The following is a 22,298-nucleotide window of genomic DNA, read 5'->3' as shown; positions in this document are numbered from 1 at the left end:
TGTACAGACCAGTGGGCAAAGGCTAGCTTCTGCATATATAGAAAGCGCTTGCTGGATTCTTGAGGCGTACGTGGAAACGTGCGTGGACGAAGGGAAACACGTGACACGCAAGACGGTGCGTATCGCCATGAACGGCGTGACCGGGCGCATGGGCTACCGACAGCACCTCGTCCGCTCGATCCTCGCACTGCGCGAGCAGGGTGGTCTAGACCTCGGCGACGGTACGGTTCTGTGGCCGGAACCGATCCTCGTCGGCCGCCGCGAGCACGCGCTGAAGGCGCTTGCCGAGCAGCACGGGCTCGACCCGGCGAACGTCTCCACGGACGTCGACGCGGTCCTCGCCGACCCGACCGTCGAGATCTACTTCGACGCGCAGGTCACCTCGGCCCGCGAGGAGGCGCTCACGAAGGCGATCGCCGCGGGCAAGCACATCTACACCGAGAAGCCGACCGCGACCGGCCTCGACGGCGCCCTGGAACTGGCCCGCCTCGCCGACGCCGCCGGCATCAAGCACGGCGTCGTCCAGGACAAGCTCTTCCTCCCGGGCCTGCTGAAGCTCAAGCGGCTCATCGACGGCGGCTTCTTCGGCCGGATCCTGTCCATCCGGGGCGAGTTCGGCTACTGGGTCTTCGAGGGCGACTGGCAGAGTGCCCAGCGCCCGTCGTGGAACTACCGCGCCGAGGACGGTGGCGGCATCGTCGTCGACATGTTCCCGCACTGGGAGTACGTCCTCCACGAGCTGTTCGGCCGCGTCAAGTCCGTCCAGGCCATCGCCACCACCCACATCCCGCAGCGCTGGGACGAGAACGGCAAGCCCTACGACGCCACCGCCGACGACTCCGCCTACGGCATCTTCGAGCTCGACAGCGGCGCCATCGCCCAGATCAACTCCTCCTGGGCCGTCCGCGTCAACCGCGACGAACTCGTCGAGTTCCAGGTGGACGGGACGGAGGGATCGGCGGTCGCGGGCCTGCGCAACTGCCGTGCCCAGCACCGGAGTTCCACCCCCAAGCCGGTCTGGAACCCGGACCTCCCCGCCACCGAGGTCTTCCGCGACCAGTGGCAGGAAGTCCCCGACAACACCGAGTTCGACAACGGCTTCAAGGCCCAGTGGGAGCTGTTCCTCCGCCACGTCTACGCCGATGCCCCGTACCACTGGGACCTCCTCGCCGGCGCCCGTGGCGTCCAACTCGCCGAGCTGGGCCTGAAGTCGTCCGCCGAGGGCCGCCGTTTCGACGTTCCGGAGATCACCCTGTGACCATCCAACTCCCGTACAGCAGTGGGGCCTTGAGGGCGTACGAGCCCCGCCAGGAACCCCTCGCCGTCACCTCCGGCACCCCCTTCACCTCTCGTACGGTGTTCTCGGCGGCGCACGTCGTCGCCGACCCGTTCGCCGACACGAGCCCCGACTCGGCCGCCGCCGTCGACTGGGACGCCACCCTCGCCTTCCGCCGTCACCTGTGGTCGCACGGGCTCGGTGTCGCCGAGGCGATGGACACCGCCCAGCGCGGCATGGGCCTGGACTGGGCGGGCGCGGCCGAGCTGATCCGCCGAAGTGCCGCCGAGGCCAAGGCGGTCGGCGGCCGTATCGCCTGTGGTGTCGGCACCGACCAGCTCACCGGCCCGGCGTCCCTGGCCGACGTACAGGCCGCGTACGAGGAGCAGTTGGCCCTCGTCGAGGCGTCGGGCGCGCAGGCCATCCTGATGGCGTCCCGGGCGCTCGCGGCCGTGGCCAAGGGTCCTGAGGACTACCTGGAGGTCTACGGCCACCTGCTCCGCCAGGCCACCGAGCCCGTCGTCCTGCACTGGCTCGGCCCGATGTTCGACCCGGCGCTGGAGGGCTATTGGGGTTCGTCCGACCTGGACGCGGCCACCGACACGTTCCTCGAAGTCATCGCCACGCACCCCGACAAGGTCGACGGCATCAAGGTGTCGCTCCTGGAGGCTCAGCGGGAGATCGACATCCGGCGCCGACTGCCGCAGGGCGTGCGCTGCTACACCGGCGACGACTTCAACTACCCCGAGCTGATCGCGGGCGACGACCAGGGCTTCAGTCACGCCCTGCTCGGCATCTTCGACCCGCTCGGCCCGCTGGCGGCGGAGGCGGTCCGCGTCCTGGACACCGGGAACACGGCAGGCTTCCGTGAACTCCTCGACCCGACGGTCGAGTTGTCCCGCCACCTCTTCCAGACCCCCACCCGCTTCTACAAGACGGGCGTGGTGTTCCTGGCCTGGCTCGCGGGCCACCAGGCGCACTTCACGATGGTCGGCGGCCTCCAATCGGCCCGCTCCCTCCCGCACTTCGCCCGTGCCTACGAACTCGCCGACGGGCTGGGCCTGTTCCCCGACCCGAAGCTCGCGGAGGAACGGATGAAGAACCTGCTCGCCCTGTACGGAGTGACCCAGTGAGCGCCGCCGACCTGTCCCGCTTCTCCATCAACCAGATGACGGTCAAGCAGCTGTCGATGCCCGAACTGGTCGACGCCTGCCTGGAGTTGGGCGTCCCGGGCGTCGGCCTCTGGCGCGAGCCGGTCCAGTCGTACGGCCTGGAGGAGACCGCGAAGCTGGTCCGCGGCGCGGGGCTCGCGGTGACAACGTTGTGCAGGGGCGGCTTCTTCACGGCGATCGACCCGGCCGAGCGCGCCCGCGCCCTGGACGACAATCGCCGGGCCGTCGACGAGGCGGCCGTGCTCGGCACGGACACCCTCGTTCTCGTGTCCGGCGGTCTGCCCGCCGGTTCGAAGGATCTGCACGGCGCGCGGGAGCGGATCGCCGACGCGCTGGGGGAGTTGGGGCCCTACGCCGAGGAGCGGGGCGTACGGCTGGCCATCGAGCCGTTGCACCCGATGTTCGCCTCCGACCGCTGTGTGGTCTCGACGCTCACCCAGGCCCTCGACCTCGCGGAGCGGTTCCCCGCCCAGCAGGTCGGCGTCACGGTGGACACGTACCACATCTGGTGGGACGACCAGGCCCCGGCGCAGATCGCCCGGGCGGGCGCGGGCGGCCGTATCCACACCTTCCAACTCGCCGACTGGACCACCCCGTTGCCCGAGGGCGTGCTCAACGGCCGCGGGCAGATCGGGGACGGCGCGATCGACATGCGGGAGTGGAAGGCGTACGTCGAGGCCGCCGGTTACACCGGTCCCATCGAGGTCGAACTGTTCAACGACGGGCTGTGGGCGCGGGACGGGCGGGAGGTGCTGGCGGAGACGGCCGCGAGGTTCGTGGAACACGTGATCCGCTGAGCCCGTCCCCGCGGGGTCACGCGCGCCGGTCGGAAACGGTGAGCGTCTGCTTCAGTGCGGCGAGGCCGTCCGCGTAGATGCCCTGGAACAGGGCGATGGCCTCGTCGTCGCTGATGCCGTCCGGCGTGAAGGCGCCGGACCACTCGACGCGGGCCGTGTCCTGCCCGGGTGTCTCGTGCACCGTGAGGGTGGAGAGGTAGCCGGTGACGGGGAAGGGGGCCTGGAGGATCGAGTAGCTGTAGGTGCGGGCCTTGTTGTCGAAGGCTTCGAGGCGCTCGACGATCACGCCGCCGTCCTCGTTCCGGAGGCTGCGGACGCGTCCGCCGTCGCTGAGTTCGCTGGCGGGGATGTAGGGGAGCCAGTCGGGCAGCGAGTCGAAGCCGCCGATGAGCTGCCAGACGCGGTCGGGCGAGGCGGGTATGTCGAGGGATGCGGTGGTCGTGGCCACGGGATCCTCCTGGGGGCGTAGGGGGCGTAGGGGGCGTAGGGGGCGTAGGGGGCGTAGGGGGCGTAGGGGGTCAGGCGGTGGGCACGGGCGCGTCCTGCGCTATCAGCCGCTCCGCGCGCAGATCCGTCCAGAACGCGGCCGGGATCGGCTCGCCGAGAGCGGCCAGGTCCTCGGCGATGCGGCTGGGCCTGGTGGCGCCGGGGATCACGGCTGCCGTCGCCGGATGGGCGAGGGAGAACTGCAGCGCGGCGGACTTGATACCGACCCCGTGCCGCTGGGTGAGCGCCTTGATCCGCGCCACCTTGTCGATGATGTGCGCGGGCGCCTGCTGGTACTCGAAGTGCGTTCCGCCGGCGAGGATGCCCGAGCTGTAGGGGCCGCCGACCACGATGTCGACGTCCTGCGCGGCTGCGGCGGGCAGCAGGCGCTGCAGGGCGCGGTCGTGGTCGAGGAGGGTGTAGCGGCCGGCGAGGAGGAAGGCGTCGGGCTTCGGCTCGTCCAGGTCGAGGGTGAGCTCCAGGGGTTCCACGCGGTTGACGCCAAGGCCCCAGGCCTTGATGACGCCCTCCTCGCGCAGCTTCTGCAGGACACGGAACGCGCCGGTGCGGGCGGTCTCGTAGGCGGCCAGCCACTCGTCGCCGTAGAAGTCCTGGGCCACGTCGTGCACCCACACGATGTCGAGGCGATCCGTCCGCAGGCGCTTGAGGCTGTCCTCGATGGAGCGGAGGGTGGCGTCGGCGGTGTAGTCGTTGACCATCTTGTTCGGGCGGCCGTGTTCGAAGAGGCCGCCCTTCTCGCCGAGGTCGCGTGCGGCCGGGTCCTCGATCTCGTCGAGGATGACGCGGCCGACCTTCGTGCTGAGGACGAACTCGTCGCGGGGGTGCTGCGCCAGTACGTCACCGAGCCGGATCTCGGAGAGTCCCGCGCCGTAGAAGGGCGCGGTGTCGAAGTAGCGGATGCCCTGGTCCCAGGCGGCTTCGACGGTGGCTGCGGCCTCCTCGTCGGGGATGGCGCGGAACATGTTGCCGAGCGGTGCGGTGCCGAAGCCGAGGGCGCCGGGCAGGAGGGGCTTGATGCTCATGGGGGGATCCTTGCGAGGGTGATGGTGATGGTGATGGTGATGGTGATGAGGGATGGCGATGAGTGCCGAGAGGTGGTGATTACGGCGGATTCATCCTTGAATGCGCGATCCGTCGGCCTTGCGTGTTCGAGGTTAGGATCCTTGGGTGAGACTGTCCAAGACTTGCTTGGACATACTTGAGTCCTCCGAGGTCCTACATGCTTGACCTGCGCCAACTCCGCTACTTCGTCGCCGTCGCCGAGACCGAACACGTCGGCCGGGCCGCCGAGCAGCTGCACATCTCCCAGTCGCCGCTCAGCCGGCAGATCGCCCAGCTCGAGAAGAACCTGGGCCTGACCCTTTTCGAACGCAGTCAGCAGCGCATCCGGCTGACCTCCGACGGCCGGGTCTTCCTGACCGAGGCGCGTGCCCTGCTGCGCCACGCGGACCGGCTGGAGAACCTCGGTCGGCGGCTCGGCCGCGGCGAGGAGGGCGGTCTGTGCATCGGCTACGTGGCCGACGCCATGCACACGGGCATCCTGCCCACCGCCCTGCGCACCCTGCGCGATCGGCGCCCGGGGATTCACGTCGCGCTGTACGACCAGGAGTCGGCCGAGCAGTTCGAGGGGCTGCGCCAGCGCAGCCTCGACATCGCGCTGGTGCGCACACCGCCGCCCGAGGACGACCCGGACCTGGACACGGCCCCTTTGCTGCGGGATCCGTTGCTGCTCGCGCTGCCCGCGGAGCATCCCCTCGCGGGGCAGGCGGAGTTGACCCCCGAGGCCCTTGACGGGCAGCCGTGGATCGCGGTGGGCGACTCTCACGACCCGGCCTGGCGCGACACGTTCGTCGCGTCGTGCGTGGCCTCCGGCTTCACCCCGGACATCCGTCTGGACGCGGCCGATCCGCTCACCGCGCTGGGACTGGTCGCCTCCGGTCTCGGCCTCGCGCTCATCCAGAAGAGCATGATGCGCGGCACGACCGACGGCGTCGCGGTACGCGAACTGCCCTGGCACGGAGCGTCCGTCCAACTGTGGGCGGCCTGGCACCGGGTCGATCTACGGCCCGTGGTCGCCTCGTTCCGCGAAACGGTCCTCGCGGGCCGGGGCGCCGCCTGAGCGCAGCCGGAATGTGAGAGTCACCTTCACACAGCTCATTTTTATAAACGCAGATCAGGGTCCGCGCAGTGTGCGTAATTCCTGTGAACAGCCTGTCGATTTAGGTTTTTCGGAGCTTTTCGGAACCGTATCTCCCCAGGTCATGTCTGTAGGATCGTGCTCGCCGCGGGGCCGGGAGAAAGCCCGGAAGCGCGGCCTTCCGGGCTTTCTCTTGTATGAGAGAAGCCTGAGAGATGCATAAGAGAAGTAATTCGAGAAACAAAACAAGGAGTTGTCTGTGAACGTGCGTATCGCCGCCGTGTCCGTGGTCTCCGCCGCGCTCGTCGCCGTCGGCACCACCGCCGCCGTCGCCGCCCCGGCGCCCAGCATCACCCTCAAGGCCAACCACGCCGCCGTGAAGCTCGGTGACGTGGTCACCTTCACCGGCAAGACCGCCGGTCTGAAGGAGGGCAGCAAGGTCACGCTCCAGGTCAAGACCGGCAAGGCCTGGAAGTCCCTGCCGGTGACCGTCAAGGTCAACCACAGCGCCTACAAGCTGACCGACAAGTTCCAGAAGAAGGGCGTCCAGGTCCTGCGGGTCAAGGACGGCGCCGCCGTGTCCAAGGGTGTCTCGGTCACCGTCCGCTGACGCCGACCACCCCGCACTGACACACCCCTGAGCCCTGCCCCACCCCGTTCGATCCGGGGTGGGGCAGGAGGTCAGGAGTATGCCGTACCGACCGGCCAACACCCGCACCGCACGGGTTACTTCTTCGCCGCCCGCTTCGTGAGCACCGCGAGTACCGCCGGGATCAGCATCTCGACGACCCGCGTGACGGTCGCCGGCGGCAGCCCCGTCTTCTTGGCCACCGCGTTCGCCACGGGCTTCGCCGCCTTCGCCGGCACCCCGGCCATGAGCCCCCCGGTCGCGAACCCGCCCAGCGTGGCCACGCCCTGGAGCGGAGCCCCCCTGAGGTGCCTCGGCAGCCGGGGACTCCACGGCCGCCGCCTCGCCGGACAGCGCCGAGGCCGTCGTGCCGACGGCCTCCCTCGCGCGCGCCTCGTCCGTGTCTTGAAGAATTCTCAAGATGTCGTACAACCCTCCCCGTAGTCCGTGGGTCGTACATGGCATCAGGACTCTTGGAGGGGGATCTGGGGGGATCGTGGGGGTCCTGATGGTGGAGGGGAAAACCCGAGGGGGCTTGGTCGACGGACCGGGCCCCCTCGAATTTTTTCCGGCACGCCGGTCACCCTGCCGGGCTCCGGACGGGCGCTAGAAAAACACCCCGCACCGCAACAGCACGTTCGCGTACGGCCGCGCCTCGCCCGTCCGTACGATCAGCCGCGCACCCGCCGACAGCTCCTTGAGCCGCTCGTGGGAGACGAGGTCCAGGCCGTCGGGGAAGCGCGCGTCGAGCAGCGCCGTGGCCGCTCGATTCGCGCCGCGCACCTCGCTCGCCGCCGTCGCCCCCTCCACCACCAGCTCGGCCAGCAACCCGTCCAGCACTTCCTCGAACGACGGCACCCCGGCCCGGAACGCCAGGTCCACCACCCGGGGGCCCTTCGGGATCGGCATCCCGGCGTCGCACACCAGCACCCCGTCCCCGTGCCCCAACTCGGCCAGCGCGCCGGAGAGATGACGGTTGAGAATCCCTGCCTTCTTCACAGCGCGGCGACCTCGTCCGCCGTCGGGAAGGAGTCCTGGGCGCCCTTCTTTGTGACGGCCACCGCCCCGACCCTGGCCGCGTACTCCGCCGCCTCGGCCAACGACAACCCCGCACCCAGCTTCCACGCCAGCGCCGCGGTGAACGCGTCCCCCGCACCCGTCGTGTCCACGGCGTCCACCTTCACGGACGGCACCCGCGTGACCCCGTCCTTGGACGCCACCAACGCACCCTCCGCACCCAGCGTCACGACCACCGAACGCGGCCCCTTCGCCAGCAGGATCCGCGCCCAGTCCTCGGGCCGCTCGCTCACACACGCGTCCCCGAGGATCACCTTCGCCTCGTGCTCGTTGACGATCAACGGGTCGCAGGCGGCCAGGACTTCGGCCGGGAGTGGCCGCGGCGGCGACGGGTTCAGCACGAAGCGGCTGCCGTCCGCGAGACTCCGGACGACCTCCACGACCGTCTCCAGCGGGATCTCCAGCTGTACGGAGACCACCCGGGCGGCCTGGAAGAGGCACCCGGCGGCCTGGACGTCCACGGGGAACAGCTTTCCGTTGGCGCCGGGCGACACCACGATGCTGTTGTCCCCGGACGGGTCCACCGTGATCAGCGCGACCCCGGTCGGCGCACCGCCGACCAGCACACCCACCGTGTCGACACCGGCGGCCCGCTGCGAGTCGAGCAGCAGCCGGCCGTTCGCGTCGTCGCCGACCCGGGCCAGCAGGACCGTACGGGCTCCCAGCCGGGCGGCGGCGACCGCCTGGTTGGCGCCCTTGCCGCCGGGGTGGACGGCCAGGTCGGAACCGAGGACCGTCTCGCCGGCGCCCGGCCGCCGCTCGACGCCGATCACGAGGTCGGCGTTGGCCGATCCCACGACCAGGAGGTCGTAGTCGTACATCAATTGACTCCCCACAGTGGTGACTTGGAGCGTTGATCCGGTCGTTGTCAGGCGGTGCTTGTCAGGCGGTGCTTGTCAGGCGGTGCTTGTCGGGTGGTGCTTGTCGGGCGGTCGTGGTCAGCCGGTGAAGCCGGCCACGTTCTCCTTGGTGACGACCTTGACCGGCACCTTCACCGTCGTCTCCACCTTCTTGCCCTGAGCGGCGCGCAGCGCGTTGTCCACGGCAATCTTGCCGAGCTGGCTGGGCTGCTGTGCCACGGACGCGTACAGCGTGCCCTGCTTCACGGCGGTCAGGCCGTCCGGCGTGCCGTCGAAGCCGACGACCGAGACCGACTTGCCGGCCTTGGAGCCGAGCGCCTTGATCGCGCCGAGGGCCATCTCGTCGTTGGCGGCGATGACGCCCTGGACGTCGGGGTGGGCCTGGAGCAGGTTCGACATCACGTCGAGGCCCTTGGTGCGGTCGAAGTCGGCCGGCTGCTGGGCGACGACCTGGATGCCGGGGTAGGCCTTCAGCCCCTTGGCGAAGCCCTCCGCCCGCTCGCGCGCCGCCGAAGTGCCCGCCTGGCCCTGGAGGATGACGATCTTGCCGCTGCCGCCCAGCTTCTCGGCGACGGTCTTGGCGGCGAGTTCACCGCCCACGACGTTGTCGGAGGCGACGAGCGTGTCCACGGCCGCCTTGTTGACGCCCCGGTCGACGGCGATGACCGGGATCTTCGCCTTGTCGGCGGCCTTCACGGAGTTGCTCGCCGCGTCCGAGTCCACCGGGTTGACGATGATCGCGCCGTAGTTGGAACTGGTGAAGTTCTGGAGCTGGTTGGCCTGCTGGGAGGCGTCGTTCTGCGCGTCCGTGACGGTCAGGTCCAGGCCCAGCTTCTTCGCCTCGGCCTGCGCGCCCGACCGGATCTGCACGAAGAACGGGTTGTTGAGCGTGGAGAGCGACAGACCGAGCTTGGGCTTCGCGGACGTAGAGGAGTCGTTGTGCAGGAAGGAGGTCGCGCCGACGATCGCGATGGTGACGACGGCCGCGAGCGCGTACGTGGTCGCCTGCTTGCTCTTGCTGCCACCGCCATCGCCCGCACCGGAGGCGGGAGTTGCGCCCGCCTTGCGGCGCACGGTGTCCAGCAGGACCGCCAGCGCGATGACGACACCGATGACGACCTGCTGCCAAAAGGCGGACACGGAAAGGAGGTTGAGGCCGTTGCGCAGCACCGCGAGGATCAGCGCGCCGATCAGCGTGCCGGACGCCTTGCCGGTGCCGCCCGCGAGGGAGGCGCCGCCGATGACGACAGCGGCGATCGCGTCCAGCTCGTAACCGTCGGCGGCCTGCGGCTGCGCGGAGGAGAGCCGGGAGGCGAGGACGATGCCCGCGGCGGCGGCGAAGACCCCGGACAGGGCGTAGATCGCGAGCTTCTGCTTGGAGACGCGCAACCCCGAGAGCCGCGCGGCCTCTTCGTTGCCGCCGATCGCGTACATGGAACGGCCGATGTAGGTCCGCCCGAGGATGAAGGCGGCGATCAGCCCCATCGCGATCATCACCAGGACCGGCACCGGCAGCCACCCGCCGAGCGTGTCACCGAGGTGCGAGACCGAGTCGGGGAAGGCGATCGGGGAGCCCTGCGAGATCACCAGCGACAGACCGCGCGCCACCGACAACATCGCCAACGTCGCGATGAACGGCGGCAGTTTGCCGTAGGCGATGAGGAAACCGTTGACGAGACCGGCCGCGATACCCGTGGCGATCGCGAGGACGACGGCGAGGAAGACCGGGACGCCGTGCTGCGTGGCGCTCCAGGCCAGCACGGTGGCCGAGAGGGCCGCCACCGAACCGACCGACAGGTCGATGCCCGCCGAGACGATCACGAAGGTGACGCCGAAGGCGAGGATGGCGGTCACGGCCGCCTGGACACCGACGTTGAGAAGGTTGTCGGTGGTCAGGAAGTCGCCGGACAGCGCCGACATGGCGATGACCAGGACGATGAGCGCGGTCAACGCGCCGTTGTCGAGCAGCAGTCGGCGGATCCCCGAGGCGCCACTCGCGCCCGGCGTGCTCTTGAGCGTGTCAGTGGCCACGGTGGCCCTCCACAGCGGTAGTTGCTTGAGCGGTAGTCGCTTGGGTCGGTGTGCTGGGCGTGCTGACGGCGAGTGCCATCACGGAGTCCTGCGTGGCCTGTTCGGCGGAGAGTTCGCCCGCGATCCGCCCCTGGGCCATGACCAGCACCCGGTCACTCATGCCGAGAACTTCGGGCAGATCACTGGAGATCATGAGCACGGCGGCACCGGCGGCCGTCAGCTCATTGATCAGCTGATAGATCTCGACCTTGGCGCCGACGTCGATACCGCGCGTCGGCTCGTCGAGGATCAGCACCTTGGTGTCGGCGAGCAGCCACTTGCCGATGACGACCTTCTGCTGGTTGCCGCCGGACAACGTCCGTACCTGCTGGCCGAGTCCGGCCATCCGCACGCCCAGCTGCTTCGCGATCCGCGCGGCGGCCTCGCGCTGCCCCTTGAGATCGACAAGACCACCCTTGGTGGCGGCCCGCATGGTGACGAGCCCGAGGTTCTCCTCCACGGACTGGTCGAGGACGAGCCCCTGCCCCTTGCGGTCCTCGGGCACGAGCCCGATCCCGGCCGCCATGGCCGCGTTGACGTCATGCTTGGGGATGAGCCCACCGGAGACGGTGACCGCCCCCTGGTCGTACGGGTCGGCCCCGAAGACAGCCCGTACGACTTCGGTACGACCGGCCCCGACGAGCCCGGCGATGCCGACGACCTCACCGGCCCGCACCTCGAAGCTGATGTCGTGGAAGACCCCGTCACGGGTGAGCCCCTCGACGGAGAGCAACGCGGCGCCGGCGTCCGGCCGTTCACGCGGATACTGCTGCTCGATCGACCGCCCGACCATGAGCCGTACAAGCTCGTCTTCAGGGGTGGAGGCAGGCACCTCCCCCACGCTCTTCCCGTCCCGAATGACGGTGACGCGGTCCCCGAGGGCAGCGATCTCCTCCAGGTGATGGGTGATGAAGACGATCCCGACCCCGTCAGCGCGCAGTTGACGCACGATGGAGAACAGCTTCTCGACCTCTTCCGAGGTGAGCACGGCGGTCGGCTCGTCCATGATCAGCACGCGCGCGTTCAGGCTGAGCGCCTTCGCGATCTCGACCATCTGGAGCCGCGCGATACCGAGTTCACGCACCCGAGCGCGCGGCGAGACGTTCACACCCACCCGCTCCAGCAGAACGGCGGCGTCGGCCTCCATCCGCTTCCGGTCGATCATCCCGAGGCGACGCGGCTGCCGCCCCAGAAAGATGTTCTCGGCGACCGTCAGATCGGGAACGAGGTTGAACTCCTGGTAGATGGTGGCGATCCCGAGGTGCGCGGAGTCCTGCGCACTGTGGATGCGCACCTCCTCGCCGGCGGCCAGGATGCGACCGCCGTCGGGGCGATAAGCACCGGAGAGCATCTTGATGAGGGTGCTCTTGCCCGCGCCGTTCTCACCGAGCAGCACATGGACCTCACCCCGGCGCAGATCGAAGTCGACGCCGTCCAGCGCGACGACACCGGGGAAGGTCTTGCGGATGCCCTCGATGCGCAGCAACTCGTCCTGGTTGCTCACGACTGGCTCCTTCGAACAGGGGATGACGAGGTTCCCGGCTCACCGGGTTCGCCGCACGAGCGGCGCACGACGAGCCGGGCGGGAAGGGTGACGGACGGCGGGGGCCGTCCTTCGATCTGGTCGACGAGCGCACGCACGGCGGCCCGCCCCAACTCGCCCGTGGGCTGAGCGATCGCGGTGATCGGCGGATCGGTGTGCACGAACCACCGGATGTCGTCGAACGCGGCCAGCGCGAGATCCTCCGGAACCCGCAACCCACGCGCGCGTACGGCGTCCAGGGCACCCAGGGCCATCAGGTTGTCGGCGGCGAACACGACCTCGGGCGGCTCGGGCAGATCGAGAAACCCTTCGGTCACCCGCCGCCCGCTCTCGACCTGGAAGTCGCCCTGGCCGATGTAGACGTCGGGGAGGGGTATCCCGTACTCGGCCAGCGCGTCCCTGAAGGCAGCGACGCGCTCACTGCCGGTCGTGGTGGCAGCAGGCCCCCCGATGATGGCGAGCCTGCGATGCCCGAGCCCGTGCAGATGCGCGACGAGATCCCGGATCGCGGCCCGCCCGTCGGCCCGCACGACGGGCACGTCCAGGCCCGGGATCCACCGGTCCACGAACACCATCGGGGTCCCGGCGCGGGCGGCGTCCAGCATGCCGGGGGAGCCGCCGTCGGTGGGGGAGACGAGCAGTCCGTCGATACGCCGGTCCAGCAGCGTCCGCACGTGGTGGTCCTGCAGCTCCGGCCGCTCGTCGGCGTTGCCGATGATCACGCTGTACCCGAGGGCGCGGGCCTCCTCCTCGACGGAGCGGGCCAGCTCGGTGAAGTACGGGTTGAGCACGTCGCTGATGACCAGCCCGAGGGTGCGCGTCTGATCGGTACGCAACGAACGGGCGACGGCGTTCGGGCGGTAGCCCAGCGCCTCTACGGCGGCCAGCACGCGGGTACGCGCGTCGTCACTGACCGACGGATGGTCGTTCAGCACCCGCGACACCGTGGCCACGGAAACCCCGGCCTCGGCGGCGACGTCCTTGATGCTCGCCATCGCCGTTCCACCTCCTCGTGGAATCGATTACATGGAGGATTGGAATCGATTACATGCGAATAAATCAAGACCCTGATCGACCTCTGAGACCCGATCGTGATGAACGGCGGCACGCCGGGACCAGGTGTTCGATCAGGCTTCGGCAGTCCTCGTGATGCCGCCGCCTCGCCCTCGCCCTCGCCCTCGTGCTCGTCGCAGACCTGGGCGTCGACCTCGGCCGGTACTTGACCGTCGGCCGCTGACTCCCCAGGGGCATTGCGTGATCGCGGTCTGTCCGGGTTGATCATGCGAGGCCGAGGGCTGACAGCGGGCTGTGGTGGCCGGGGCTGGTGTGGCGGAGGACGGCGACCGACGTGGTGCGGGAGGTTCTCGATGCCCCGGTGGCTTCTGACCCAGGCGGCGAGCTGGGTCGGGATGGCGTCGTAGATGTCCCGGCTGGTGGTCACGTGGACCCGCTCGATGGTGATCTTGCCGGTACTCAGTTCACTTCGCCGTCAGACGACTTGTATGGCCTGGCGGGCGCCGGGACGGGCGAGGCGGCGGAAGGCTGCGCTTTCTGACCTGCTCATGCAGGCCGGGACGGTTCTTCTTGGCGACGGCCAGGTAGCGGGCGCTGGGCGTGAGGAGGCAGGCGCTGTGGGCGATCCATCTGCACCGGGCACGACCAGGTTTGGCCGAGCGGGCGGCGTTGGAGCCGAGCCTCCAGGCACGTCGCTCAGCAGCCTCTGGACTGCCGTACCGCTCACGATGTCCCTGCCGCAGGGACCAACTGCGCCTCGCCTGCCGGGGGACATGGCCGGGACGGTCTAGGTCTCCGCCCGGGCTGCAGCCTCCACCTCGGATCGCCTCGCTTGCGCCACGGTGTCGTGGAACGCCGTGAGCAGGCGAAGAGCCTCGCGGCGCTGCTCCCGTGCTTCCTGCGGAGCTCCCTGGTGGGTCAGTGCCACGGCGAGATGAGCCAGGGAAAGTGCCAGGGACCAGCGGTCGTCCCTGCTACGGAACGCCGAACACGCCTGGCGGTGGAATGCGACGGCTTCCTCGACTCGCCCGAGCAGGAGATACGCCTCGCCGGTCGCGTCCCACGCGGCAGCCTGAAGATCGGGACGGCCGATGCGCTGGAACAGGGCGGCGGCCTGCTGGAGGTGGGCGAGGGCCTCGGTGGCCTCTCTCTGCGCGACGGCGTTGCGGCCCAGTTCCAGGAGAGCGAGGGACTCGAACAGCTTGCCGTCGGCTTCGCCCGCGATGGCCAGTGCCCGCTCGGCCGTCTCGTTCGCCGGCGTGAATCGTCCCGCTCGCCGGTGGACGGCCGACAGCAGGGTCAGCGCTTCGGCCTGTTCCAGCGGCTCTTTCGCGTCGGCCAGAATGGCGGCCGATCGGCTCAGTAATTCCTCCGCCCGGTCGAGTTCGTCGCATTCGAGGAACGCCCATCCGAGATTGCGGGTGAAGGCGCCGGTGTAGAGGACGTTGCCGAGTTCGTTCGCCTGCTCCAGCGCCTGCTCGAAACAGGTGGTGGCGTCCTCGACGCGATGCGCGAACATATGGGTCACGCCCAGGCCGTTGGCGGCCCGAGCAACCCCGAACACGTTCCCGAGTTCCTGAAAGGTATTCAGCGCGGCACTGAAGCACTCCTCGGCCTCGGCCAGCCGGAAAAGATGCCGGCAGGCGATGCCGAGGTTGTCGAGGGTGATCGCTTCCCCGTACCGGTCACCCGCCCGGAGAGCCGATTCGAGGGCCATGCGCTGGGCAGGCAGCCAGGTGTCGGCCGGCTCCCGGTCCGCGATGACCATCGTCAGCACGGCGGGGATCTGCCAGGCGACCCGGTCCAGCCCGATGGCGCCGGCGATACGGACCGCGGTGATCAGATTGTCGCGCTCGGTCTCGTACCAGGCGATCCCCGCCTTTCCATCGTCTCCGTCGTCGAAGGACATCGGCCTGACGTGATCGTCCACCGGTTCCAGCGTCAGCGGCATCGTGTACGAGCATGAGCCCGCCAGGGCGGCAGCGGCAGCCGAGTGCAAGTACCAGCCGAGGACCCGTTCCAGCGCGGCACGCCGGCTCTCCGGTGATTCCTCGCGCTGGGTCTGGTCGACGGCGTAGGCACGCAGCAGGTCGTGGAACTGGTAGCGGTCGTGACCACACTCCTCCAGCAGATGCGCGGCGGCCAGGCTGTCGAGGTGGCGTCGGGCGCGGACCGTGGTGGTGGCTGCGAGGGCCGCGGCGGCCTCCACCCTGAATTCAGGTCCCGGATGCAGTCCCAGTAACCGGAACATCCGAGCGTTCTGCGGGGTGAGCGTGCGGTACGACCAGGCGAACACCGTGCGCACCGCGTCCGCTTCCTCTGTCTCTCCCTCGCCTGTCACCGACAGCGCGTCCCACAGTCCGGACTCGTCGCGCAGATCGGCGATCAGGTCGCGCAGAGGCATGCGCGGCCGTGCCGCAGCGCGTTCGGCCACGATTCGGAGGGCCAGCGGCAGCCGGGCGCACAATCGCGCCAATTCGGCGAGCTCTTCCTGGTCGTCGCCGGTCCGGTACCCGGCGAAGACGGTGCGCAGCAACTGCACGGATTCGGCTTGAGACAGCGTTTCCACACCCACTCGATGTGCCCCTTCCCGCACCACCAAACCCGACATGCGGGTACGACTCGTGATTGCCACCAGACAGCTGGAGGAGCCGGGCAGAAGTGGTCGGATCTCGCCGGCGGTGGCGGCGTTGTCCAGGACGATGAGCACGCGGCGGTCGGCCGTCACCGACCGGAACAGTTCCGCGCGTGGCTCTTCACCAGTGGGTATGTGCTCCAGCGGCACGTCAAGCGCACGCAGGAAACGTCCCAGGACATCCGTGACGATCACCGGCGGGCCCGGGTCGTAGCCGTGCAGGTTGACGTACAGCTGCCCATCGGGAAAGTGCTCCTTGATCTGGTGCGCCCAGCGGATGGCGAGCGATGTCTTGCCCACTCCGGCGGTGCCGACGACAACGGCAATGCGCAATATCCCCGAATTCTGCTGGGTTCCGGGTGGTGGAAGCTCCAGCAGGGCGTGCAGGGACCGCAGTTCATCGATCCGGTTGACGAAGCCGCCCACATCGCCGGGCAGTTGGGCCGGGCAGGGAGCCGACGCGAGTGCCACGCTGTGAAAATGCACGCCGCCCCGGACTTCACCGGCCTGGACCACGTTGCCAGCCGTTCCGGCGAGGTCGTTGTTGGTGCCCGGGCGAGGCTCGGATCCCGGCTCTCCATCGTGACCGATCCGCTTCTCCGTCACATCCCCTCCACTCCTCTCTCGTCCCCTTACCGGTCGCCCGCTCGGCGTCGCCAAGCCGAGTTACCCATGAACCAGTACGCCGAACCCGGTGCCGCACCGGAGGCAATCACTCCGTGGCTTGTTCCCTCCATCTTGATTGGGAGATATGGGATTCGTGCCTCACAGAGGAGCCTTGGTCAGCTACGATGATCGTCGTTGTACCCATTGCATGTTTACAACATCATGGAGTGATTCGCGGCATCGAAGAGTGAGGGACAGTCATGAAGATTACCTTCGTCGGTGGCTCCACGGGTCAGGGCGGTTCACCGCGCTTGTACCGGGACGAGGAAAGCGGCGATTTCATCGTGCAGGGCTATTTGATCGGAGACCCGAATGATCTGGTACAGATGAATATACCGGACGGGGAAACGGTCGTCCGAGTGCCCGCGTCGCTGTTCTCGTACTTGCCGAAAGATGAAGGATGATGTGAATGGAGTCTCTCGACGCAGAAGGCTGGGCCCGGCTTTTCAATTCCTGCCGCGAATCTGCCTGGCATCTGGAGATGCGGGATCACTACGCCGTCGCGGAGGAGCGGGCGGACATCGAGAAGTGGCGGGCCGGTGAGTGGGGGCCCGAGGAGGACGCCGCGAGCAAGGCCGGCTGGCTCGACCTGATGCGGGCCACCGCCGCGCGGGGTGTGGAGCTTCGCCGGGCCCGGATCGTCTCCGAACCGGTCACCGAGTACATCCGGTTCGAGCACGAGGGTACGCCCCAGAACATCGCGGCCGGTGAGGATGTGCGCTGGCTGCCTCGTACGCGCGCTTCAGGGCTGGCGTTGCCGGGCAACGACTGCTGGATCTTCGACAGTTCCACCGTGTTGTTCAACCACTTCACCGGAGACGGCGGCTGGGTCGGCAACGAACTGAGTAAAGATCCCCAGGTGGCGGAGGTGTGTGTCAAGGCTTTCGAATCGGTCTGGAAGCTGGGCATTCCGCACAGCGAGTACACCTTGATTTGACGGTCTTGACGGTGATCGGCGGAATACCTGCCGCCGATCCGCTCTATGAGGAACAGCTGGATGTCGACTGCTCTCCGAATCGGCGTGATCTCCTCCGGGCCCGCCGAGTTCTCCACGATTCATGCGGCGTGCACCGACGCCGGTCATCTTCCGGTCGCGTATTTCTACGGTCGTTCCCTTCGATCCGGCGGCCCGATTCTCGGCGACGCCGGTGAAACAACGGCCGCCATTCTCGACGCGGTTCCGCCAGGGATGGATCTGATGCTTCCCGGGGGCGTCAAAGGGCTCGGTCTCATGCTGGAGAGTTACCGGCCCGACCTTCTGGTCGTGTTTGGGTTCGCCTGGAAGCTTCCGCCTTCCGTATTGGCGATTCCGAGGTTGGGCGCACTCAACATTCATGTCTCGATGCTGCCGAAGTATCGCGGTCCGGCGCCGTTGCTGTGGGCGATCCGCAATGGCGACCCGACCGGTGGTGTCAGCGTGCACCGAATGGACGACGACTTCGACACCGGGAATGTTCTCGCCCAGCAGGATGGAATTCCCCTCGCTGACGACATCGACTGGGCGAGCTACTGCACCAAGGCCATGCCCGTTGTTCGCGATTTGCTTCGCACCTCGCTGGACCGGGCGGCGGCCGGCCACGCCGGCGAGCCACAGAACGACGCGGCGGCCAGCTACGCGGGGTTCATGGAAGCGGAGTTCTCCGTCATCCACTGGTCGGACAGCGCCCGTACGATCCACGACCAGGTCAGGACGCATCGCTTCATGCGATCGCCCGATCGCCCCCTTGCCCAGGTGGGCGACACCTGGCTTCAAGTGAAGCGCACCAGCCTTGAACCAGCCGATGGACTCCGCGTCACCTGCGGCGACGGCAAACCATTGTGGATCACGGAGTCCGAAAGGAACACGGAGTCCGAAAGGAACAAGGGGGAGGGTGTCCGTGGGCCCCATCGCACCTGAGCCATACGTAACGTAGCTCGGCCACTGTCCGATGCAGGCGCTGCGTACCCAACTGCTCCCCAAAGTCGCACTCACCAAGAGGGTGCCGATTGCGACGACCCCGTGCGGGAGCATTCAGACGCCGAGGCCCCACGGACCTGCCCAGGGTTCCGCAGCCCCCTGTCACACCCGCCCGGTACCGTCGACCCATGTCCAACCAGGCGGCAAAACCGGGGACCCCCACAGACGAGCGCCACCTCGCCGTCCTCGAAGGCGTCCTGGAACGCATCACCTACGCCAACGACGAGACCGGCTACACAGTCGCCCGTGTCGACACCGGCCGAGGCGGCGGCGATCTCCTCACCGTCGTAGGCGCACTGCTCGGCGCCCAGGCCGGCGAATCCCTCCGCATGGAGGGCCGTTGGGGCTCGCACCCCCAATACGGCAAGCAGTTCACCGTGGAGAACTACACAACACTGCTCCCCGCCACCATCCAGGGCATCCGCCGCTACCTCGGCTCCGGCCTCGTCAAGGGCATCGGCCCCGTCTTCGCCGACCGCATCACCCAGCACTTCGGCCTGGACACGCTCCAGATCATCGAGGACGAGCCCAAGCGGCTCATCGAGGTCCCCGGGCTCGGCCCCAAGCGCACCAAGAAGATCGCCGAGGCCTGGGAGGAGCAGAAGGCGATCAAGGAGGTCATGCTCTTCCTCCAGACCGTCGAGGTGTCCACGTCGATCGCGGTCCGCATCTACAAGAAGTACGGCGACGCGTCGATCTCCGTCGTCAAGAACCAGCCGTACCGCCTCGCCTCCGACGTCTGGGGCATCGGCTTCCTCACCGCCGACAAGATCGCCCAGTCCGTCGGCATCCCGCACGACAGCCCGGAGCGCGTCAAGGCAGGCCTCCAGTACGCCCTTTCGCAGGCCACCGACCAGGGCAACTGCTACCTCCCCGAAGAGCGGCTCATCGCCGACGCGGTGAAGCTCCTTCAGGTCGACACCGGCCTCGTCATCGAGTGCCTCGCCGAACTCGCCCTCCCGGACGAGGAGTCGGGCGACCCCGGTGTCGTACGGGAGAAGGTTCCCGGCCCCGACGGCAGCCCCGACCCCGTCACCGCCGTCTACCTCGTCCCCTTCCACCGCGCCGAGCTCTCCCTCGCCGCCCAGCTCCGCCGCCTTCTGCGCACGGACGCGGACCGCATGCCCGGCTTCCACGACGTGGCCTGGGACAAGGCGCTGGGATGGCTGAAGGGCAAGACGGGCGTCGAACTCGCCCCCGAGCAAGAGGCCGCCGTCAAGCTCGCCCTCACGAAAAAGGTCGCCGTCCTCACCGGCGGCCCCGGCTGCGGAAAGTCATTCACGGTCCGCTCGATCGTCGACCTGGCCCGCGCCAAGAAGGCCAAGGTCGTCCTCGCCGCCCCCACCGGCCGTGCAGCCAAGCGCCTCGCCGAACTGACGGGCGCCGAGGCCTCAACCGTCCACCGCCTCCTCGAACTCAAGCCCGGCGGCGACGCGGCCTACGACAAGGACCGTCCCCTGGACGCCGACTTGGTGGTCGTGGACGAGGCCTCCATGCTCGACCTCCTCCTCGCCAACAAGCTCGTCAAGGCCGTACCCCCAGGAGCCCATCTCCTCTTCGTCGGAGACGTGGACCAACTCCCCAGCGTCGGCGCCGGCGAGGTGCTGCGCGACCTGCTGGCCGACGGCGGCCCGATCCCCGCCGTGCGCCTCACGCGCGTGTTCCGCCAGGCCCAGCAGTCCGGCGTGATCACCAACGCGCACCGGATCAACTCCGGCCAACGCCCCGTCACCGACGGCATGAAGGACTTCTTCCTCTTCGTCGAGGACGACACGGAGGAGGTCGGCCGGCTCACCGTGGACGTGGTGGCGCGCCGGATTCCGGCCAAGTTCGGGCTCGACCCGCGCCGGGACGTGCAGGTGCTCGCGCCCATGCACCGGGGACCGGCGGGCGCGGGCAACCTCAACGGACTGCTGCAGCAGGCGATCACGCCCGGCCGGCCCGACCTCGCCGAGAAGCGGTTCGGTGGCCGGGTCTTCCGGGTCGGCGACAAGGTCACCCAGATCCGCAACAACTACGAGAAGGGCGCGAACGGCGTCTTCAACGGCACGGTCGGCGTTGTCACCTCACTCGACCCGGTGGACCAGCGCCTCACGGTGCTGACGGACGAGGACGAGGAGGTTCCGTACGAATTCGATGAACTGGACGAGCTGGCGCACGCGTATGCGGTGACAATTCACCGTTCGCAGGGCAGTGAGTATCCGGCTGTGGTGATCCCGGTCACCACGGGCGCGTGGATGATGCTCCAGCGGAACCTTTTGTATACGGCCGTCACCCGGGCCAAACAGCTGGTTGTGCTGGTCGGATCGCGCAAGGCGATCGGGCAGGCCGTGCGCACGGTGTCGGCGGGGCGGCGCTGCACGGCACTGGACTTCCGACTGACCGTAAAAAATGATCGATCAAATGAGTCATGAAGGTCACACAGCACTTCCAGATGCCGGGGTAGAGGGGGCAGGATGAACAGGTTGGCGGCACTGAGTGCCGCCAATAGGCCCAATGGTCGACCCCGAGTGCACTCTCCTGCGCCAAATGGGGGATGGTAGAGACAGTCAGGGCAACCTCGAAGAAGAGGCACAACGTCGGTGAGGGATGACGTGAGCGACAACTCTGTAGTACTGCGGTACGGCGACGGCGAGTACACCTACCCGGTGATCGACAGCACCGTCGGCGACAAGGGCTTCGACATCGGGAAGCTCCGCGCCCAGACCGGTCTGGTGACGCTGGACAGCGGTTACGGGAACACCGCCGCCTATAAATCCGCCATCACCTACCTCGACGGTGAGCAGGGCATCCTCCGGTACCGCGGCTACCCGATCGAGCAGCTGGCCGAGCGCTCCACCTTCGTGGAGGTCGCCTACCTGCTCATCAACGGCGAGCTGCCTACCGTCGACGAGCTCACCGTGTTCAAGAACGACATCACGCAGCACACCCTGCTGCACGAGGACGTCAAGAACTTCTACAAGGGCTTCCCGCGCGACGCCCACCCGATGGCGATGCTGTCGTCGGTCGTCTCGGCGCTGTCCACCTTCTACCAGGACAGCCACAACCCGTTCGACGAGAAGCAGCGCAACCTCTCCACGATCCGGCTGCTCGCCAAGCTTCCGACGATCGCGGCGTACGCGTACAAGAAGTCGATCGGCCACCCGTTCGTCTACCCGCGCAACGACCTCGGCTACGTCGAGAACTTCCTGCGCATGACCTTCTCGGTCCCCGCCCAGGAGTACGACCTCGACCCGGTCGTCGTCTCCGCGCTCGACAAGCTGCTGATCCTGCACGCGGACCACGAGCAGAACTGTTCGACCTCGACGGTCCGCCTCGTCGGCTCCTCGCAGGCCAACATGTTCGCCTCGATCTCCGCCGGCATCAACGCCCTGTGGGGCCCGCTGCACGGCGGCGCCAACCAGTCGGTCCTGGAGATGCTGGAAGGCATCCAGGCCAACGGCGGCGATGTCGACTCCTTCATCCGCAAGGTGAAGAACAAGGAGGAGGGCGTCCGCCTGATGGGCTTCGGCCACCGGGTGTACAAGTCCTTCGACCCGCGCGCCAAGATCATCAAGTCCGCCGCGCACGACGTCCTGTCGGCCCTCGGCAAGTCCGACGAGTTGCTGGACATCGCGCTGAAGCTCGAAGAGCACGCGCTGTCCGACGACTACTTCGTCTCGCGCAACCTCTACCCGAACGTCGACTTCTACACCGGCCTGATCTACCGGGCCATGGGCTTCCCGGCCGAGATGTTCACGGTCCTGTTCGCCCTGGGCCGCCTGCCGGGCTGGATCGCCCAGTGGCACGAGATGATCAAGGAGCCGGGTTCTCGTATCGGGCGCCCGCGTCAGATCTACACGGGTGTCGTCGAGCGGGACTTCGTTCCGGTCGAGGGTCGCTAGGTGCTCCGCCGGGTTCGCGGGTTCTTTGGCCGCGGGCCCGGTGGGGGCTGGTCGCGCAGTTCCCCGCGCCCCTAA

At 68.3% G+C, this 22,298-nt stretch carries 19 protein-coding genes; 10 read left to right on the top strand and 9 right to left on the bottom strand.

The genetic code is table 11. The features are described from left to right. Window positions 1-100 precede the first annotated feature (100 nt). Genes SPR02S_RS08575 through SPR02S_RS08565 form a run of 3 tightly spaced genes read left to right on the top strand, consistent with a single transcriptional unit; the run spans window position 101 to window position 3,245 of the window. The gene (locus SPR02S_RS08575; RefSeq protein WP_026150348.1) at window positions 101-1,258 is read left to right on the top strand and encodes a Gfo/Idh/MocA family protein; all 1,158 of its coding nucleotides are present in this window, start codon (window positions 101-103) and stop codon (window positions 1,256-1,258) included. Then, window positions 1,255-2,409: a dihydrodipicolinate synthase family protein gene (locus SPR02S_RS08570; protein ID WP_019056535.1), complete on the top strand. Its 1,155-nt coding sequence runs from the start codon at window positions 1,255-1,257 to the stop codon at window positions 2,407-2,409. Before SPR02S_RS08575 ends, SPR02S_RS08570 begins: the two co-directional genes overlap by 4 nt. A gap of 35 nt (window positions 2,410-2,444) precedes the next feature. Next, a complete protein-coding gene (locus tag SPR02S_RS08565) occupies window positions 2,445-3,245 on the top strand; it encodes a sugar phosphate isomerase/epimerase family protein (protein WP_052346950.1) in 801 nt (266 codons plus the stop codon). A gap of 16 nt (window positions 3,246-3,261) precedes the next feature. Here SPR02S_RS08565 and SPR02S_RS08560 read toward each other — a convergent pair whose 3' ends face one another. Further along, complete coding sequence (locus SPR02S_RS08560) at window positions 3,262-3,693, bottom strand: SRPBCC family protein (protein WP_019056533.1); 432 nt, start codon at window positions 3,691-3,693, stop codon at window positions 3,262-3,264. A gap of 70 nt (window positions 3,694-3,763) precedes the next feature. After that, on the bottom strand, window positions 3,764-4,774 hold the full coding sequence (locus SPR02S_RS08555; RefSeq protein WP_019056532.1) for an aldo/keto reductase: 1,011 nt from the start codon (window positions 4,772-4,774) through the stop codon (window positions 3,764-3,766). A 197-nt stretch (window positions 4,775-4,971) separates the two neighbouring features. Here SPR02S_RS08555 and SPR02S_RS08550 point away from each other — a divergent pair, with 197 nt between their 5' ends. Both SPR02S_RS08550 and SPR02S_RS08545 read left to right on the top strand, forming a co-directional pair. Next, complete coding sequence (locus SPR02S_RS08550) at window positions 4,972-5,871, top strand: LysR substrate-binding domain-containing protein (RefSeq protein WP_019056531.1); 900 nt, start codon at window positions 4,972-4,974, stop codon at window positions 5,869-5,871. A gap of 277 nt (window positions 5,872-6,148) precedes the next feature. Next, window positions 6,149-6,499 carry a hypothetical protein gene (locus tag SPR02S_RS08545; protein WP_019056530.1) on the top strand — a complete coding sequence of 117 codons (351 nt, stop codon included), beginning with the start codon at window positions 6,149-6,151 and terminating at the stop codon, window positions 6,497-6,499. A 116-nt stretch (window positions 6,500-6,615) separates the two neighbouring features. Here the strand turns inward: SPR02S_RS08545 and SPR02S_RS64740 are convergent, their stop codons facing one another. The 7 genes from SPR02S_RS64740 to SPR02S_RS08510 all read right to left on the bottom strand — a co-directional run bounded on the left by SPR02S_RS64740 (window position 6,616) and on the right by SPR02S_RS08510 (window position 16,322). Next, complete coding sequence (locus SPR02S_RS64740) at window positions 6,616-6,801, bottom strand: hypothetical protein (RefSeq protein WP_019056529.1); 186 nt, start codon at window positions 6,799-6,801, stop codon at window positions 6,616-6,618. Window positions 6,802-7,123: 322 nt separating this feature from the next. Beyond that, complete coding sequence (rbsD, locus tag SPR02S_RS08535) at window positions 7,124-7,516, bottom strand: D-ribose pyranase (protein ID WP_019056528.1); 393 nt, start codon at window positions 7,514-7,516, stop codon at window positions 7,124-7,126. Next, entirely contained in the window at window positions 7,513-8,415 is a 903-nt protein-coding gene (locus tag SPR02S_RS08530) for a ribokinase (protein ID WP_019056527.1), read from the bottom strand. Before SPR02S_RS08530 ends, rbsD begins: the two co-directional genes overlap by 4 nt. A 117-nt stretch (window positions 8,416-8,532) precedes the next feature. After that, window positions 8,533-10,485 carry an ABC transporter permease/substrate-binding protein gene (locus SPR02S_RS08525; RefSeq protein ID WP_019056526.1) on the bottom strand — a complete coding sequence of 651 codons (1,953 nt, stop codon included), beginning with the start codon at window positions 10,483-10,485 and terminating at the stop codon, window positions 8,533-8,535. Continuing rightward, window positions 10,475-12,028 (bottom strand): sugar ABC transporter ATP-binding protein, encoded by a 1,554-nt coding sequence (locus tag SPR02S_RS55425; RefSeq protein ID WP_019056525.1) that lies wholly within the window; start codon window positions 12,026-12,028, stop codon window positions 10,475-10,477. Before SPR02S_RS55425 ends, SPR02S_RS08525 begins: the two co-directional genes overlap by 11 nt. Further along, window positions 12,025-13,062 (bottom strand): LacI family DNA-binding transcriptional regulator, encoded by a 1,038-nt coding sequence (locus tag SPR02S_RS08515; RefSeq protein WP_019056524.1) that lies wholly within the window; start codon window positions 13,060-13,062, stop codon window positions 12,025-12,027. The genes SPR02S_RS55425 and SPR02S_RS08515 overlap by 4 nt, the downstream gene beginning before the upstream one ends. Before the next feature lie 806 nt (window positions 13,063-13,868). Beyond that, a complete protein-coding gene (locus tag SPR02S_RS08510; protein WP_019056523.1) occupies window positions 13,869-16,322 on the bottom strand; it encodes an ATP-binding protein in 2,454 nt (817 codons plus the stop codon). Window positions 16,323-16,582: 260 nt separating this feature from the next. On the opposite strand from SPR02S_RS08510, the gene SPR02S_RS08505 reads away from it, so the two are divergent. From SPR02S_RS08505 to SPR02S_RS08485, 5 genes are all read left to right on the top strand, one after another. Then, on the top strand, window positions 16,583-16,786 hold the full coding sequence (locus SPR02S_RS08505) for a hypothetical protein (RefSeq protein WP_019056522.1): 204 nt from the start codon (window positions 16,583-16,585) through the stop codon (window positions 16,784-16,786). 5 nt (window positions 16,787-16,791) lie between these two features. Beyond that, window positions 16,792-17,319, top strand: a complete 528-nt coding sequence (locus SPR02S_RS08500) for a DUF6879 family protein (RefSeq protein ID WP_019056521.1) — start codon at window positions 16,792-16,794, stop codon at window positions 17,317-17,319. Between the two features lie 60 nt (window positions 17,320-17,379). Next, window positions 17,380-18,279, top strand: coding sequence for a methionyl-tRNA formyltransferase (locus SPR02S_RS08495; protein WP_019056520.1), 900 nt, complete (start codon window positions 17,380-17,382; stop codon window positions 18,277-18,279). A 188-nt stretch (window positions 18,280-18,467) separates the two neighbouring features. After that, window positions 18,468-20,753 (top strand): SF1B family DNA helicase RecD2, encoded by a 2,286-nt coding sequence (gene recD2 / locus SPR02S_RS08490; RefSeq protein WP_019056519.1) that lies wholly within the window; start codon window positions 18,468-18,470, stop codon window positions 20,751-20,753. A gap of 180 nt (window positions 20,754-20,933) precedes the next feature. Beyond that, complete coding sequence (locus SPR02S_RS08485) at window positions 20,934-22,223, top strand: citrate synthase (protein ID WP_019056518.1); 1,290 nt, start codon at window positions 20,934-20,936, stop codon at window positions 22,221-22,223. Window positions 22,224-22,298 lie beyond the last annotated feature (75 nt).

Origin of the sequence: Streptomyces prunicolor NBRC 13075, assembly GCF_000367365.1 — a bacterium.
Taxonomy (GTDB): domain Bacteria; phylum Actinomycetota; class Actinomycetes; order Streptomycetales; family Streptomycetaceae; genus Streptomyces; species Streptomyces prunicolor.
The sequence above is the reverse complement of the archived record's forward strand: the minus strand, read 5'-3'. Positions and strand labels throughout refer to the sequence as shown.

Excerpts from the sequence above, each read along its gene's own strand:
- SPR02S_RS08515 (WP_019056524.1), bottom strand. The coding sequence starts at position 13,062 with ATGGCGAGCATCAAGGACGTCGCCGCCGAGGCCGGGGTTTCCGTGGCC.
- recD2 (WP_019056519.1), top strand. The coding sequence starts at position 18,468 with ATGTCCAACCAGGCGGCAAAACCGGGGACCCCCACAGACGAGCGCCAC.
- SPR02S_RS08550 (WP_019056531.1), top strand. The coding sequence starts at position 4,972 with ATGCTTGACCTGCGCCAACTCCGCTACTTCGTCGCCGTCGCCGAGACC.
- SPR02S_RS08505 (WP_019056522.1), top strand. The coding sequence starts at position 16,583 with ATGAAGATTACCTTCGTCGGTGGCTCCACGGGTCAGGGCGGTTCACCG.
- SPR02S_RS08555 (WP_019056532.1), bottom strand. The coding sequence starts at position 4,774 with ATGAGCATCAAGCCCCTCCTGCCCGGCGCCCTCGGCTTCGGCACCGCA.
- SPR02S_RS08500 (WP_019056521.1), top strand. The coding sequence starts at position 16,792 with ATGGAGTCTCTCGACGCAGAAGGCTGGGCCCGGCTTTTCAATTCCTGC.
- SPR02S_RS08495 (WP_019056520.1), top strand. The coding sequence starts at position 17,380 with ATGTCGACTGCTCTCCGAATCGGCGTGATCTCCTCCGGGCCCGCCGAG.
- SPR02S_RS08565 (WP_052346950.1), top strand. The coding sequence starts at position 2,445 with ATGACGGTCAAGCAGCTGTCGATGCCCGAACTGGTCGACGCCTGCCTG.
- SPR02S_RS08530 (WP_019056527.1), bottom strand. The coding sequence starts at position 8,415 with ATGTACGACTACGACCTCCTGGTCGTGGGATCGGCCAACGCCGACCTC.